The organism is Lacticaseibacillus zeae subsp. silagei, assembly GCF_030770335.1.
Taxonomy (GTDB): Bacteria; Bacillota; Bacilli; order Lactobacillales; family Lactobacillaceae; genus Lacticaseibacillus; species Lacticaseibacillus zeae.
In genome coordinates this window covers 1,410,994-1,426,439 of sequence record NZ_CP132484.1, presented here as the reverse complement: position 1 = coordinate 1,426,439, position 15,446 = coordinate 1,410,994, and the positions used below count along the sequence as shown (strand labels likewise).

Here is a 15,446-nt window from a genome sequence, read left to right as displayed (position 1 = left end):
TCGTTCTTTTTGTGATGTTACCGAATAAGATTCTTCCAAAGCTTAATCTCGCCAGCCGCTTGGGTTGCCGGCACGTCAATAATGCGCTGATTGGCGCTGCCGCGAAACTGTAAGGTTAAATCTTTTTGCGCCAATAAGAAGCGGCCATCGACCAAGATGTCAATGAGTCCTAATAACGTCAACTTATCTTCGGAATCCTGCATCAGTTCCTCGTATGTGTACCCGCTCCAACTCCAGATGTCTTTGTCGTGGCCAAATTCTTGCCGAATCCGGCGGCACAGCCGAATGCATACCTGCGTGTTCAAAAACGGTTCGCCGCCTAATAACGTCAGCCCTTGGACATATGACTGACTAAGATCTTCAATAATCTGATCTTCTAACTCCTGAGTGTAAGGTTTCCCATATCGAAAATTCTGGGCAACCCGATTGTAACAGCCGGGGCAGGCAAACCGGCAGCCAGATACGTATAAACTACACCGCACGCCTTCGCCATCCACAAAGTTAAATGGCTTGTAATCCGCAATGCGTTGCTGGGAAAGGTCGCTAGCGAGCCATTCCTTAGGTTTAGGATTCTGTGGTAAGCGATTGGTGGTCATAACAATATCTGCCTCTTTCTGAAGTCATTGTAGTGATGCTGTGTAAGCCTTGATTTCTAACGAAGTGTTGGTCGGTAAACCGGCACCTTGCTTGATAAGTCTTTTTTATCGTATCATCTTTTAACCCCAATATATAGTATTGGTTGTACACAAAATACCGGCTTGTCATCTATATCTTGATGGCGAGCCGGTATTCATATCAGAGCTTGATTATTCTAAGCACGGTTCAAATGCAGCGTCATGGCATTTAACGCAACCACGATCGTCGATAACGACATGATCGCCGCGCCGACTGCCGGACTGAGAACGAAACCAATCGGCGCCAGGATACCAGCTGCCAACGGAATGGCTAAAATGTTGTAGCCAGCGCCCCACCAAAGGTTCTGTACCATTTTGCGGTTTGTCGCCTTTGCCAGCGATAAGAAGTTAAGAATATCAGCTGGGTCGCTGTGAACCAGAACCACATCGGCCGTATCAATGGCAACATCGGTACCAGCACCGATTGCTACCCCGATATCTGCTTGGGCTAGACTAGGCGCATCGTTGACACCATCGCCGACCATCATCACAACGCCAAGCTGCTGATAAGCCTTGACCTGAGCAACTTTATCTTCAGGCTTGAGCTCTGCCTGAAAATCGGTTAACCCCAGCTGGTCCGCAACCTTCTTGGCGGTTTCATGATTGTCACCAGTCAACATAACTGGTGTGATACCTTGGCGCTTCAAGGCCGCTACGAATGGCTTGCTTGATGGCTTCAACTGATCGCCTTCAGCTACCATCCCTAAAACCTGATCCTTCTGTAGCAAGAAGGCCAATGAATTCCCCGCAGCCGCCAGTTGATCGGCTTGGGCCTGATCATAACTTAACTGATGGTCTTTCAAGTAACGCGCGTTGACGATGGTATAAGCTTGGCCATCAACTTCGCCTTGAAGACCAATACCCTTGAGTATCTGAACATTTTGAGCAGCAGGTACGTTTAATTGCTGTTCCTTAGCCGCGGCTTTAATACCGGTTGCCAGTGGATGCTCTGAATGACTCTCAAGTGCGGCCATTAAGGCTAAGACTTGAGCTTCATCATGATTGGCAAATGCAACGGTTTTGGCAACGGTAAATTTACCTTCAGTCAACGTACCGGTTTTGTCCATTAAAATAAATTTCGCATGTTTGGCAGTTTCAAGTGCCTGACGATTACGAATCAATAAGCCATTGGTTGCGCCAATACTGGTGCTGCGCGCGATGACCAAGGGAATTGCCAGCCCCAGTGCGTGCGGGCAGGCAATGATGAAAACGGTGACCATGCGTTCAAAAGCAATCGCCGCTCCGTCTGATAGCCAAATGAAGAATGCCAGAATACCGACTGCTAATGCTGCGTAGAAAAGCCAGCCAGCAACTTTGTCGGCCATCCCTTCCGCCTTACTTTTATTGGCCTGGGCACTTTGAACCAGCTTCATCACTTGCGACAGGTAGCCGCTTTCGCCGGTACCGGTGACGTTGATTTCAATGACACCATCACCATTGACTGATCCGCCAATGACGCGATCGCCTTCAGCTTTATGAATGGCCTTGGCTTCACCGGTAACCAGTGATTCGTTCACGCTACTACTGCCACTGACAATCTGGCCATCAGCCGGCATCTGTTCACCTGCCAGGACGCGCAAACGCGTGCCGACCTGAACTTCTGCTAACGGCATATCCATCACGTGATCGCCATGCACGACATGCGCTTGGCTTGGCAGCAATGCCGCGAGCTTCTCGACCGCATTGCCCGCTGCCATGACCGCATTCATTTCGATCCAGTGCCCTAACAGCATGATCACGATCAATGTTGCCAGTTCCCAGAAGAAATCCATGACCATACCATTCGGCGCGATAAAATGATTCATCACAAACGCGTAAAGTGAATAACCATAGGCAACGGTAATGCCCATTGCAATCAGCGTCATCATCGCTGGCTGCCGCTGTTGCAATTCGGATTTTGCTCCGGTCAAAAATGGCCAGCCACCATAGAAGAACAGAAATGACGATAAAATCAGAACCAGCCAATCAGATCCGGGAAATACGATCGGTAGTTGCAAAGCCCCTAGATGGATATTCATCCCCATAAACTGGGAAAGCAATAGCACCGGAATCATCACAATCAGGCTGACCCAGAACTTTTGCTTGAGATTACCCATATGCATCATATGGCCACCACCGTGATCCATGTCCATATGCGACATATCGCCGTGATGCATATCGATATGGCTCATGTCACCATGGCTCATATGCATGTCACCATGATTCATTTGCCCATGAGCCATAGCGCCCTGGTCCATGGCCATGGTTTCCATACCAGCTTGATGCCCCATCTGGTCATGATCCATTGGCATATCCGCCATATCATCATGTTGCATCTCACTGGTTTTTCCAGTCGCTTCGTTTGCATGTTCCATCTTACTATCCTTCATGAACTTCCTCCTTACACCCTTCTGGCAAGCAATTGCAGCTGACTATTGCCGGTGCATCCGGTAACTTGGCTGTCAATGTTTGTTGTAGGTCGTTGATGTCTTGTTTTGATAAGGTCACGTGCGTTATCAAGTGATCCAAGGTCTTGCCTATTTTCATCTGGCATAAATGGCTAAATAACTCAGTCGCTGCTGCATCCATGGATGCTTGCTCGCCGACCGTAGCATGGTACAAAAATTCACGACCTTGTTTTTCCGTTACAAGTGCGCCTTTTTTAACCAAGCGTCCTAAAAAGGTTTTGGTAGTTGCAACCTTCCAGCCCATCTTATCCGCCAAAATAGCGGCAAGCGTGCTGCTTTTTAAAGGTCCGAGTGTCCAAATAATACGCATGACCTCCCATTCCGATTGGGAGATGTCGACTGTTGGTGTTTCCATAATTGCCTCCGTTTACACTTGTAATCTTTCAACACTTATAATTTACAACTGTAAACGATGAATGTCAATATCAATCTTTTAATTTTATTTGGAAGTGCCTGCGCATACTGAAAAAATGAACATACAAATAGGCACCGCAACAAGAAACTGTCACAGTGCCTATTTCGTAAATGCTATTCGTCAAAATCAGGTTTTAACGCTGACTGTTTTCCTCAGGATTTGACCGCATGGAAGCCAATGTCGGTGCGATAATCCAAAACTCCTTGGATACTTTCCATGGCCTTTTTAGCCTTCATAACAGCTTCAGAAAGCGTTGATGCCGCCTCTACAACCGAGAAAATTCGGCCTGAACTGCTAACCCAGCCGTTTTCCGTTTGGTTAACGCCTGCTGGCAACCAGGTGCCAATAGGCCAGTCTTTTGGCACAATCACCGGGACCTGCTTTAATTCTGAACCGGGATAATCCGGATTCACCGCAACAAAGCACGCGTAAGCTTGGCCATTCAACTTCAAATCCGGTTGTTGGCCGTTCAACAAATCCGTTACCAACTGATAAAAATCATTTTCTATCTGAGGTAACAACACCTGCGTTTCCGGATCGCCGAAGCGCATGTTGTATTCCAGAATTTTAGGACCATCAGCGGTAAAAATCAGGCCGATGTACATCACACCTTGTCCACTGAGACCATCCTCCTGCATCCCTGCCAACGTCGTATCAACTAATGCCTCAGCTGCCTGTACTTGGTCGGTAGTGAACTGTGGTAGCGGGCTAATGGCGCCCATGCCACCTGTGTTAGGCCCACGATCGGCGGCGAACCGGCGTTTATGATCCTGTGATAATGGTAAAATCACGCGGTTTTGACCGTTGAAAAGCGCCATTACCGATGCTTCTTCGCCGTCGAGGTATTGTTCAAGAAGCACCGTTGCATCTGGGTGCCCCTCATAAAGTCGATCAATCGCATCGTCCAAGGCAGCAGCGTCTTGGGCAATGATGACCCCTTTTCCGGCGGCAAGGCCATCTTTTTTAAGAACAACTGGTAATCCCATCAGCGTTGCCTCGGCATGCGCTTCCAGTTCACTATGGACGGTTTTGCTGGCAGCAGTCGGAAGATGGTGGCGGTGCATAAAGTTTTTGGCAAATGTCTTACTGGACTCGAGTTGAGCGAGTTTTTTTGTCACCCCAAAAATCGGCAGATGTGCTTCTTGGAATGCGTCGACAATCCCTGCCGCCAGTGGTACTTCAGGGCCAACAAAGGTTAGATTGATTTGATGGTCCTGGGAAAATTTAATCAATTCCGGCACCTGGTCTTCTTTAATGCCAACTGGCTCAACGCCTAAAATCGTCATGGCCGGGTTACCGGGTGCCACGTAGACATGGTCAACTTGTGGCGACTGGTGGAATTTTAGCGCAAGGGCACTTTCTCTGGCACCGCCGCCAATGACAAGAACGTTTTTCATAGAACCTCCTCGCGCGTATGGGCGCATATTTGTGGGTGATGAGGGTGGCATTTACGCGTTTGCTGGCGTAAAAATTTTGTGTGAGGGTGTTGAGCATAAATGACCCAAAAATCGCACTGCAGCTTTCTGGCGCCAAAACGCGTTCGCCAGCCCAGAAACCTGCGTGTAAGGACCTTGACCGCAATGGCCAAACCCGGGCCATCACGGTCAAGGCCACTTACACTCCGGTTTCTAACCGGGCTGGCTCACGCTCTCCGCTCTAATGTCTAAAGTGCCGCACTCCCGTTGTGACCATGGCGATGCCGTATTCATCTGCTTTGGCGATGGAGTCTTTGTCGCGGATGCTGCCGCCTGGTTGGATGATGGCTTTGATGTCGTGTTTCGCGGCGTAATCGACGCAATCGTCCATTGGGAAGAAGGCGTCACTGGCCATGACGGCGCCGGCAAAGTTTTCGTTTTGTTGCGCCTGCGTCAGTGCCAATTCGACTGACCCGATCCGATTCATTTGACCGGCGCCAATGCCTAACGTCTGATCCGCTTGGGCAACCACAATGGCATTACTCTTTACGTGTTTAACCACCGTTTGGGCAAAGGCTAAAGCTTTTAATTGATCAGCAGTCGGCTGCACCTTGGTCACGACAGTCATGTCCGCCGGTGTTTCGGTTTTATCGTCACGCGTTTGTACCAGTAAGCCGCCAAAAATCGAAACCGTTTCGGTGCCCAGTTCTTCCGGTGTATCGGCTGTGTTAATCGTCAGCAGACGCACATTTTTCTTTTTGGCCAGAACCTCGTAGGCATCGTCGTCAAAGGCCGGCGCCATAATAATTTCAAGAAAGAGCTTGTGCATTTTTTCGGCCGTTGCTAGGTCTACCCGGCGATTTAGCGCGATAATGCCACCAAAGATCGACATCGGATCTGCCGCATACGCCTTGTCCCAGGCAGCTTCAATCGTTTCGCCCAAGCCAATGCCACAAGGATTCATATGTTTAACTGCCACAACTGCCGGCTGCTTGAACTCACGCAGCATCGCCAAGGCAGCATCCGCATCTTTAATATTGTTGTACGAAAGCTCTTTACCGTGCAACTGCTTGGCAGCTGCCAGACTCGTCGGATCCGGATCCGGTTCAACGTAAAACGCCGCTTGCTGATGACTATTTTCTCCGTAGCGCAGGTCTTGGCGCTTGTGGTAAGTCGGGGTGAATTGCTCCGGGAATGGTTCAGGATCTAAGTAATGAACGATTTGGGCATCGTAAGCCGCCGTTACTGCAAAAACCTTAGCTGCCAGTTTCTGCCGCAACGCCGCATCATCTTGATCAAGGCCGGTCAAAACTGCTGAATAATCAGCCGGGTCAACCACTGCCCAGACACTATCGCTATTTTTAGCCGCAGCGCGCAAAGCAGAAGGCCCACCGATGTCGATTTGCTCGATAGCTTCGGCGCGGGTCACGTCAGGCCGTTTAATGGTTTCGGCGAATGGATACAGATTCACACACACCACGTCAATCGGCTGGATGTGATGATCGGCCAACGCCTGCATATGCTTGGGATCATCGCGGCGCGCGAGGATACCGGCATGAATTTTAGGATGCAGTGTCTTAACCCGGCCATCAAGCATCTCCGGAAAACCGGTCACATCTTCAACACTGGTCACGGCCACACCTGCTTCGGCCAGTTCACGATGAGTGCCGCCAGTTGAAATCAGTTCAAAGCCTCGTTCAATCAATCCCTTAGCAAAAGGTACCAAACCGGTTTTATCAGAGACGCTTAACAATGCTCGTTTCACTTAAATCGCTCCTTCTTGAATGAGTTTCTTGACAGTTTCCGGAAAAGTGTGATGCTCCTGATGGTGAATGGCGGCTTCCAATTCGGCTAATGTCATGCCGGGCAGTACCCGGACAGGATCCTGGGCAATGATTTCGCCGGTATCGATACCCGCATCAACGTAATGGACGGTCACACCAGTTACTTTCACCCCATAATCAAAGGCATCCTTGATCCCTTGGCGCCCGGGAAAACTTGGCAACAGTGCCGGATGCAGGTTGATAATGCGCCGCGGAAATGCATCTAACAAGGTCGGGCCGATAATGCGCATGTAGCCTGCCAGAATCAACGCGTCGACCGGCGGAAGCTCCGTCAAAATGTGAGCTTCGGCTGCCGCTTTATCGGCATAGTCCCTGAAATTCACGACAATGGTTGGAATCTGATGATGAGCTGCTTTGCGAATCACCGGGGCACGTGCCCGATCACAAACCACCACCACAATACGAAAATTGCTATCCTGCGCCTGCGAAGCCGCAAACAATGCTTCAAAATTAGTTCCGTTCCCTGATGCAAAAACAGCTAATGCCTTCATTCGCCTGCCACCTGCCAGTGAATCTTTTCCGCTGGATCTGCGACAACTTCGCCGATCACTTTACTGCTTGGCAAGGCTGTCTGTACTGCGGAAACCGATTCCTTGGCGACCACCAAAATCATACCGATACCAAGATTAAACGTCATCCGCATCGTAGTTTCACTCAAATGACCGGCATGCTGCAATCGATCAAAAAGTTCCGGCCGATGCCAAGCTTGCGGATCAACGTGGGCACTTAAGCCATCAGGGATCACCCGCGGTAGATTCTCGGTAATCCCGCCGCCGGTAATGTGCGCTGCCGCATGGATCAGGCCCTGCTGCATCAAGGGCAGCACCTGTTTAACATAGATTCGCGTCGGTCGCATGAGCGCTTGCATCATTTCAGAGCCGTCTTCCAGTGTCTGACTGCCCAAATCGGTTTCGGCCAACAATTTCCGCACCAGCGAATAGCCGTTACTATGAACCCCGGAACTTGGCAACCCAATCAGCAGGTCTCCTTCAGCGACATGCTGTGGTAATCGCTTCGGTGCCGAAACAACCCCAACCGCAAACCCAGCCAAATCGTAATGATGTTGCGGATACATATCCGGCATCTCAGCAGTCTCACCACCGATGAGCGCCATCTCTGCCTGTTGACAACCAAACGCAATCCCGCGAACCACGGACTCGGCCCGCGCAACATCCAAATGATCCACCGCCATATAATCAAGGAAAAATAACGGTTGCGCTCCTGTCGCCAGCAAATCATTGGCCACCATCGCCACCAAATCAATGCCGACGGTTTCGTGGGCATCGCATTGTAAGGCCAACAATAATTTGGTTCCCACGCCATCGGTAGCGCTAATCAAGGTCGGCTGTGGGACAGACGGCAACCGATATGCCGCTGCAAAGCCGCCAACACTAGCTAACACATTTTCGTTCGTTGTTTCCTTGGCTAACGCGGCAATTCGCTGCACCGCTTCGTCACCAGCTTTAATATCAACGCCAGCGTCTTTGTAATCTGTCATGCGCTAACCTCCGCAACATTAACTTTGAGTGACGCAACTTCTTTATTCAGGTCGGATTCATAATCGTCAAGCGGCGTTGGATATTTTCCGGTGAAATAAGCGACGCATAACCCGCCATTCGGAGCCGTGGTCGGTAACCCGATACTATCTTCAAGCCCTTGAGTCGAAAGAAATCCAAGTGATTCAACATTCAACAAATCACGCATTTCCGGAACCGTGTGATTGGCCGCAAACAACTCGCTGGTCGTTTGAAAATCAATGCCATAAAAGCATGGAAACCGCAACGGCGGACTGGCGATGCGCAGGTGAACCTCCGCAGCGCCGGCTTCTTTGAGTAATTTAACGATTTGTTTGGAAGTGGTTCCGCGCACAATCGAATCATCGACCAAAACGATCCGTTTCCCGGCAACGACCGGTTTGATGACGCTCAGCTTCATTTTGACGCTTTTTTCACGCAAGGCCTGTGTCGGCTGAATGAATGTCCGCGCCACATACTGGCTCTTGACCAGCCCCATTTCATAGGGAATCCCGCTGGCCTTGGCATATCCGATCGCGGCTGACAGTGATGAATTAGGCACCCCGACAACAATATCGGCGCCGGCCGGTTGTTCCTTGGCCAAACGCTCACCCATGCGTACGCGCGCCTGGTGAACGTTGATGCCATGAATGTCAGAATCCGGCCGGGCAAAATAAATATATTCCATCGAGCAAACAGCCAGCGTGGTATCGGTCGTGAAATGATTAAGGTGCAACCCGGCATCGTCAATTGTAATTAATTCACCAGGTTGAACATCGCGAACAAAGTCGGCGCCCACTGCATCCAAGGCAGCCGTTTCACTGCAAACGATGTAACCACCATCTGGCATCACGCCGACCACCATCGGCCGAAAGCCATGGGGATCAACGGCTGCATACAAGCCATGCTCGGTCAGCAAAACAAACGCAAAACCACCGTGTACTTCATTCAGTGCCGTTTTTAGCTGAACCAACCAAGGCTTGCCGACTTGGCGCCGAATCAAATGCATGAGCACTTCGGTATCCGAAGTCGATTGAAAAATGGCCCCTTGATCTTCGAGTTCCCGCCGCAAGCTAATCGCGTTGGTCAAATTGCCATTGTGCGCTAAGGCAATTGACTCATCAGAAAACCGGAAAAGCAGCGGCTGGATATTTTCCAAAACGCGACCGCCCGCCGTCGAATACCGAACATGACCTAAAGCAGCCCGACCCATCAATGGCCGTAACTGATCGGTGTTAGTAAACACTTCACTTAACAGTCCCAAACCATAATGGCGCCGCATGCCTTCTTTGGTAAGGCCAACGATACCGGCACCCTCCTGTCCACGGTGTTGCAGCGTGTGCAGGCCTAGATGGGTAATACTGGCAGCGTTGGGGTTGCCCCAAATACCAAAGACGCCGCATTCTTCATTTAAGCCTTTTGGTTCATGTACCATGGGAGTGCCTCCTCAAATGCAGTTTGCAGCTGGCTCAAGGCCACCGAAAATTGATGACTGACGGTTGTGACGTCAAATTCCGGTGCTGCTTGGACATGGCCGATCAGTTTTGCTGGCCCGTTTAAGGCTTCAAAGGCTGCCTGATTTTCTGGTGCCACCGTCATCAAGAAGCGGCCTTGGGTCTCGGAAAATCCCCAGCTGGTTGGCAGTGTCACCTTAATCTTGGCACCTAGGCCATTGGCAAAGCCCATTTCTGCAAGTGCCACCAGCAAACCGCCGTCGCTTAAATCATGGGCAGCAGTGACCAAATGCTGGCGAATTGCGTTTAAAACAAACGCCTGATTGGTCTGCTCTGCTTCTAAATCAAAGTCGAATAATCGACCGGAAACGCCGCCGGTTTGCAGTTTTTGTAACTCACTGCCGTTAAAGTCGCCATGCGTTTCACCAACCAGATAAATCAAATCATCGGCGTGCTTAAAGGCTGCTGTCGTGATGGTGCTGAGATCTTCAATCAGCCCAACCATTCCGATCATCGGCGTCGGATAAATCGCGTGCCCATTCGTTTCGTTATAAAGTGACACGTTACCGGAAATCACCGGTGCGTTAAACGCTTTGGTAGCTTGAATAATGCCTTTAGCTGCCTCGGCAAGTTCGTAAAATGCCTCCGGTTTGGTTGGATCGCCAAAGTTAAGGCAATCGGTAATCCCCAATGGCTCTGCCCCGCTGGCAACCAGATTCCGCGCGGCCTCGGCGACACTCATTGCAGCACCGACTTGCGGATCGAGATAAAGATACCGGCCTTTGCTGTCGGTTGTCATCGCTAATGCCCGATGCGTCCCGCGCACGCGAATCACTGCGGCATCACTGCCTGGCCGCACGACCGTATTGGTTTGCACTTGCGCGTCATAGCGGCGATACAAAGACGACTTATCGGCAATGGTTGGCATCGCCATCATCGCTTTCCAGGTTGCGACCGGATCTGTCACAATCGGATCAAAATCAGGCGCCGGGTTAGCCAGACGCTCCGGCTGCTTAGCCTCTTGTTCATAAACCGGTGCATCATCGGTCAAAGAGCTAACCGGCACATCACAAACCAATTTGCCATGGTGATAAAGTTTGTATTGATGCCCTTCAATCACATGGCCAACAACTGCTGCATCCAGATCATAAGCTGCAAAGACATCCAAAACTTCTTGTTCAAAACCGGCGCGAACACAAAGCAGCATACGTTCTTGAGACTCGGATAACATAATCTCAAATGGGGTCATGTTGGCTTCACGCTGCGGAATTAAATCAAGATCCAAGGCCATCCCGCTATTGGCTTTACCGGCCATTTCAACACTGGACGAAACCAACCCTGCCGCACCCATATCCTGAATGCCGACAAGTGCCTGCTGATGTTGTTGGGTAATCTCAAGGCACGCGTCCATCAGTAGTTTCTCCATAAATGGATCGCCGACTTGAACGGCTGAGCGATCAGCTGCCTCATCGTCGGAAAATTCACTGGACGCAAAGCTGGCACCATTAATGCCATCCCGCCCGGTCTTAGCGCCGACATAAATCAAGGCATTACCGACGCCGGCTGCTTTGCCTTTTTGAATCTGATCCTTATCCATGATGCCCACACACATCGCATTCACCAGCGGATTGCGCGTATAGCTACCATCAAAATTGGTTTCGCCACCCACTGTCGGAATGCCGATCGCGTTGCCATAACCGCCAATGCCGGCAACAATCCGGTCAACCAGATGCTGGGTGTGTGGCTGAGTGAGGTCACCAAATGCCAGTGAGTCCAACATGGCCACCGGCTTAGCACCAATGGAGAAAATGTCGCGGATGATCCCGCCGACACCGGTTGCGGCACCTTCATAAGGTTCAACCGCGGAAGGGTGATTATGGCTTTCGGCTTTAAACACCACCGCTTTGCCTTCACCGATATCAATGACGCCGGCACCTTCACCCGGCCCCATCAAAACCCGTTCGTTCTTGGTCCAGAACTGACGCAGGATCGGTTTGCTGTACTTATAAGCACAGTGTTCACTCCACATGCCACTTGCCAAACCGATTTCGGTATCATTGGGCTGATGGCCGATTAATTCGGTAAAACGTTCGTATTCTGCTTCGGTTAATCCCAAGTCAAGATAGGATTTCTTTTCGGCAATGGCCGTTGGACTCATTTCAACGTGCGCCACGAATGTCGGCTCCTTTCGTTTGTTGGATAAGCGAATGAAAGACGCCTAATCCATCAGTACCGCCAAGTAAGGCTTCAACTGCACGTTCCGGATGCGGCATCATCCCTAAAACATTTCCCGCCGCATTGGTCACGCCCGCAATGTCATGAACACTACCATTCGGATTGTCGACGTACCGAAACACCACTTGACCATTAGCTTCGAGCTTCGCCAACGTTTCCGGATCGGCATAATAATTGCCTTCACCATGGGCAATCGGCAACGTCAATTGTTCACCAACCTGATATTGATTGGAAAACGCCGTGTCCGCACGATCAACGGTTAACGCCACCGGCTCGCAGATAAAGTTTAGATCGCGATTCCACTGCAACGCGCCAGGCAACAAACCGGCTTCAGTTAAAATCTGAAAGCCATTGCAGATACCAAGCACATAACCGCCGGCATCCGCAAAATCTTTTAGCGCCGTCATGACGGGTGAAAAGCGGGCAATAGCACCACTCCGCAGATAATCACCGTAAGAAAAACCGCCGGGTACCATCACGACGTCGTAACTGCTTAAATCGGTTTGATCCTGCTTGATCAATTCACAATCAGCACCCGCAATTTGTTGAACTGCCCATTGCAAATCCAGGTCACAATTGGATCCGGGAAAAGAAATAACAGCCGCTTTCATGCCTCATCCTCCGTGATTGGCTCCAAGTCAAAGCGATAGGTTTCCATATTGACGTTGGCAAGCAACTGATCACAAATCGTATCGACTTGCTTGCGTACCGCTGCTTCGGTGCCGCTAAGTTTTAATTCAAAATATTTGCCATACAAGACATCAGCAACATTGTGATAATCCATCCGGCTTAAGGCTGTTTTAATGACTTCGGCCTTGGGATCCAGTACAGAAGGTTTATAGGTCACGTAAACTTTAGCTTTAAACATGAGCAGCTCCTTTTTCTTGTAGTCGATTAAGCACTTCTTGATATACCGGTGTTAGTGGACCCCGATTTTGGCGAAAAACGTCTTTATCAAGCGACGCGCCTGTTTGTTGATCAACCAAGCGGAAATTATCCGGTGACAATTCATCGGCTAATACCAATGTGCCGTCTTTTAACGTTCCATACTCAAGCTTGAAATCAACCAAGGTGATGCCAACTTCATTGAAGCGTTTCGTGAGATAGGCATTAATGCGGTCGGTTAATGCACGAATTTCGCGTAACTGTTCAGGCGTTGCTTCATGTAAAGCAAAAATCTGGGCCTCATTCATGAATGGATCGCCGAGTTCATCGGACTTGTAATAATATTCGTGGATCGGCGGGTCGAGCTTCATCATCGGCTTCACATTGAACTTCGTGACAAAGTGCCCTGATGCATAATTACGCACCACCACTTCCAGCGGCAGCATCGTCGCTTTTTTGACGATCATTGTGGTGGCATCCGGTGAATCAATGTAGTGGGTTGGGATACCGGCGGCGGACAACTCCTTAAACAACAAGGTTGAAATGGCCCGATTCAGCTCACCTTTATGATCAATCTGCGCTTTCTTCTCCCCGTTCAATGCCGTGGCCTGATTGGTGTAAGCCATCCATAAAACATCCGGATCTTCGGTTGCAAAAACCTGCTTGGCTTTGCCGGTATACAGTAACGTTGTCTTCTTCACCATGCTGCCTCCATTTGTTTGAGTATGTCCAAAACATTGCGATCATCGGTCACCGTGATATGCCCCATCTTGCGGCCAGGGCGAATCTCGGCTTTGCCATAATCGTGCATGTGCCACTCGGGATGTTGCGGCCACTTGGCTTTTGCTTGGGTTAAATCATCACCGAGCAAATTGCGCATCACCGCTGGCTGCTTCAATTTAATTGGCGGAATCGGCAGGCCGCAGATACTTAGAATGTGCGCATCGAATTGGGAAAAGTTACATGCTTCGATCGAATAGTGACCAGAGTTATGTGGTCGCGGTGCCAGCTCGTTGGCAATCACGTTATCCCCTTCAAGGAACAGCTCAACGCCCAGCACACCGCGTAAATCAAGTCCTAAGGCAATTTTGGTCGCTAGGTCATCGATTTTGTGGGCCAAAACCGGGGAAATGTTCGGTGCTGGTGCTAAAGTGAGATGCAAAATGTGGTTTTTGTGGCGATTTTCGACAATCGGGAAAACTCGGACTTGATCGCGACCATCACGCGTGATCATCACGGAAGCTTCACGGTCAAATTGCTGCCGTTTTTCCAAAATGCAAGGGCCATGCGCAAGCAACTTTTCTGCCACCGGTACATCTGCCAGTGTGTTGATATCCTGTTGGCCGTGCCCGTCATAACCGCCTGTTGTGGTTTTCAGAATCGCTGGCAAGCCGATCTTGGCAATCGCGGTTTTCAATGTTGTCAGTGAATCAACTGCCGCAAACGGGGTCACCGGAACGCCGTGGGTTTCAAGAAAACTCTTTTCCTTGATGCGGTCCCGAGTCGTTGCCAAAATTGCCGTGCCTTGAGGGATCCGAGTTAAATGTCGAACAGCCTCAAGTGCAGCTAAGTCAACGTTTTCGAACTCATAAGTTAAAACATCGGATTCCTTGGCTAACTTGGTCAACGCCGCTTGATCATCGTAGGGCGCCGTAATTTGAAAGTCAGCGACCTGCCCTGCTGGTGAATCAGGTGTGGGCTCGAGAATGCCGACACTATAACCCATCGTCTTGGCGCTTTGGGCTAACATCCGACCAAGCTGGCCACCGCCGATAATGCCGATTGTTGCCGGAGACGTCACCACATCAATCATTTGAGTGCAGCCTCGCTTTCTTCGGCGCGTTTGGTCTGCTCGGCGCGAAAGGCTTCGAGACGTTGGGTTAATGTCTCATCCGTCAACGCTAGGATTGAAGCGGCAAATAAAGCAGCGTTGACAGCACCGGCATCACCAATGGCCATGGTTCCGACTGGCACTCCGCCGGGCATTTGGACAATCGATAACAAACTATCGACGCCATTTAATGTTCGTGTTTTAATTGGAACTCCGATGACAGGCAAAAGGGTGTTGGCTGCAAGCATCCCCGGTAAATGGGCCGCGCCGCCTGCTCCAGCAATAATCACTCCAAAGCCTTGATCAGCCGCTTGTTTACCGAATTCCGCAAGCTTATCCGGCATCCGATGAGCCGAAATAACGTGCTTTTCATAAGGAATCGCCAACGCCGTCAATTGCGTCGTAACCTGTTGCATCGTCGGCCAATCCGAGCTTGAGCCCATGACCACAGCTACTTTCTGCATCTTGTTCCCTGCTTTCTTTAAGATATTTTGAGAATAGCACGTTCAGAAACAACATTCAACCGTAAAATGGAACTATATTTGACTATCTTCAAATTAATGTTCGTGTTTAGAGAGAATTATTTGTGCTGCCTACGTCTAAAAACGGATCCTCGTTCAGCCCAATGGGAAAATTTGGATCGGTAATGTGCTTCAAATTCAGCAACTGCCGCGCTAATCATCTTCAGTTTTCTTGAAAACAAAAAAATCGGCTCCAAAGATTTGTTTCATC

14 protein-coding genes are annotated in these 15,446 nt (G+C 50.1%); all 14 read right to left on the bottom strand.

The window, feature by feature from the left end; translation table 11 throughout:
- Window positions 1–17: 17 nt before the first annotated feature.
- Window positions 18–596 carry an anaerobic ribonucleoside-triphosphate reductase activating protein gene (gene nrdG, locus LACZS1_RS06775; protein ID WP_049171719.1) on the bottom strand — a complete coding sequence of 193 codons (579 nt, stop codon included), beginning with the start codon at window positions 594–596 and terminating at the stop codon, window positions 18–20.
- A 215-nt stretch (window positions 597–811) separates the two neighbouring features.
- The gene (locus tag LACZS1_RS06770; protein ID WP_420889569.1) at window positions 812–2,974 is read right to left on the bottom strand and encodes a heavy metal translocating P-type ATPase; all 2,163 of its coding nucleotides are present in this window, start codon (window positions 2,972–2,974) and stop codon (window positions 812–814) included.
- 58 nt (window positions 2,975–3,032) lie between these two features.
- Window positions 3,033–3,476: a CopY/TcrY family copper transport repressor gene (locus tag LACZS1_RS06765; RefSeq protein WP_047107567.1), complete on the bottom strand. Its 444-nt coding sequence runs from the start codon at window positions 3,474–3,476 to the stop codon at window positions 3,033–3,035.
- A 212-nt stretch (window positions 3,477–3,688) separates the two neighbouring features.
- Entirely contained in the window at window positions 3,689–4,933 is a 1,245-nt protein-coding gene (gene purD / locus LACZS1_RS06760) for a phosphoribosylamine--glycine ligase (protein ID WP_047107568.1), read from the bottom strand.
- A 259-nt stretch (window positions 4,934–5,192) separates the two neighbouring features.
- On the bottom strand, window positions 5,193–6,716 hold the full coding sequence (gene purH / locus LACZS1_RS06755) for a bifunctional phosphoribosylaminoimidazolecarboxamide formyltransferase/IMP cyclohydrolase (RefSeq protein WP_070650513.1): 1,524 nt from the start codon (window positions 6,714–6,716) through the stop codon (window positions 5,193–5,195).
- On the bottom strand, window positions 6,717–7,286 hold the full coding sequence (purN, locus tag LACZS1_RS06750) for a phosphoribosylglycinamide formyltransferase (protein ID WP_093997789.1): 570 nt from the start codon (window positions 7,284–7,286) through the stop codon (window positions 6,717–6,719). It lies immediately after the preceding gene.
- A complete protein-coding gene (gene purM, locus LACZS1_RS06745; protein WP_070650515.1) occupies window positions 7,283–8,293 on the bottom strand; it encodes a phosphoribosylformylglycinamidine cyclo-ligase in 1,011 nt (336 codons plus the stop codon). Before purM ends, purN begins: the two co-directional genes overlap by 4 nt.
- Complete coding sequence (gene purF, locus LACZS1_RS06740; RefSeq protein WP_070650516.1) at window positions 8,290–9,744, bottom strand: amidophosphoribosyltransferase; 1,455 nt, start codon at window positions 9,742–9,744, stop codon at window positions 8,290–8,292. The genes purM and purF overlap by 4 nt, the downstream gene beginning before the upstream one ends.
- Window positions 9,720–11,936 (bottom strand): phosphoribosylformylglycinamidine synthase subunit PurL, encoded by a 2,217-nt coding sequence (gene purL, locus LACZS1_RS06735; protein ID WP_070650517.1) that lies wholly within the window; start codon window positions 11,934–11,936, stop codon window positions 9,720–9,722. The genes purF and purL overlap by 25 nt, the downstream gene beginning before the upstream one ends.
- Window positions 11,923–12,609: a phosphoribosylformylglycinamidine synthase subunit PurQ gene (gene purQ, locus LACZS1_RS06730; protein WP_070650518.1), complete on the bottom strand. Its 687-nt coding sequence runs from the start codon at window positions 12,607–12,609 to the stop codon at window positions 11,923–11,925. Before purQ ends, purL begins: the two co-directional genes overlap by 14 nt.
- Complete coding sequence (gene purS / locus LACZS1_RS06725) at window positions 12,606–12,866, bottom strand: phosphoribosylformylglycinamidine synthase subunit PurS (protein WP_010487780.1); 261 nt, start codon at window positions 12,864–12,866, stop codon at window positions 12,606–12,608. Before purS ends, purQ begins: the two co-directional genes overlap by 4 nt.
- Complete coding sequence (gene purC, locus LACZS1_RS06720; RefSeq protein ID WP_070650519.1) at window positions 12,859–13,587, bottom strand: phosphoribosylaminoimidazolesuccinocarboxamide synthase; 729 nt, start codon at window positions 13,585–13,587, stop codon at window positions 12,859–12,861. The genes purS and purC overlap by 8 nt, the downstream gene beginning before the upstream one ends.
- Window positions 13,581–14,696 (bottom strand): 5-(carboxyamino)imidazole ribonucleotide synthase, encoded by a 1,116-nt coding sequence (gene purK, locus LACZS1_RS06715; protein WP_070650520.1) that lies wholly within the window; start codon window positions 14,694–14,696, stop codon window positions 13,581–13,583. The genes purC and purK overlap by 7 nt, the downstream gene beginning before the upstream one ends.
- The gene (purE, locus tag LACZS1_RS06710; RefSeq protein ID WP_070650521.1) at window positions 14,693–15,178 is read right to left on the bottom strand and encodes a 5-(carboxyamino)imidazole ribonucleotide mutase; all 486 of its coding nucleotides are present in this window, start codon (window positions 15,176–15,178) and stop codon (window positions 14,693–14,695) included. The genes purK and purE overlap by 4 nt, the downstream gene beginning before the upstream one ends.
- Window positions 15,179–15,446 lie beyond the last annotated feature (268 nt).

Coding starts and splice junctions, on each gene's coding strand:
- purQ (WP_070650518.1), bottom strand. CDS start 12,609: ATGAAAGCGGCTGTTATTTCTTTTCCCGGATCCAATTGTGACCTGGAT.
- purE (WP_070650521.1), bottom strand. CDS start 15,178: ATGCAGAAAGTAGCTGTGGTCATGGGCTCAAGCTCGGATTGGCCGACG.
- purC (WP_070650519.1), bottom strand. CDS start 13,587: ATGGTGAAGAAGACAACGTTACTGTATACCGGCAAAGCCAAGCAGGTT.
- LACZS1_RS06770 (WP_420889569.1), bottom strand. CDS start 2,974: ATGGCGGATATGCCAATGGATCATGACCAGATGGGGCATCAAGCTGGT.
- purF (WP_070650516.1), bottom strand. CDS start 9,744: ATGGTACATGAACCAAAAGGCTTAAATGAAGAATGCGGCGTCTTTGGT.
- purD (WP_047107568.1), bottom strand. CDS start 4,933: ATGAAAAACGTTCTTGTCATTGGCGGCGGTGCCAGAGAAAGTGCCCTT.
- purN (WP_093997789.1), bottom strand. CDS start 7,286: ATGAAGGCATTAGCTGTTTTTGCATCAGGGAACGGAACTAATTTTGAA.
- nrdG (WP_049171719.1), bottom strand. CDS start 596: ATGACCACCAATCGCTTACCACAGAATCCTAAACCTAAGGAATGGCTC.
- purK (WP_070650520.1), bottom strand. CDS start 14,696: ATGATTGATGTGGTGACGTCTCCGGCAACAATCGGCATTATCGGCGGT.
- purM (WP_070650515.1), bottom strand. CDS start 8,293: ATGACAGATTACAAAGACGCTGGCGTTGATATTAAAGCTGGTGACGAA.
- purS (WP_010487780.1), bottom strand. CDS start 12,866: ATGTTTAAAGCTAAAGTTTACGTGACCTATAAACCTTCTGTACTGGAT.
- LACZS1_RS06765 (WP_047107567.1), bottom strand. CDS start 3,476: ATGGAAACACCAACAGTCGACATCTCCCAATCGGAATGGGAGGTCATG.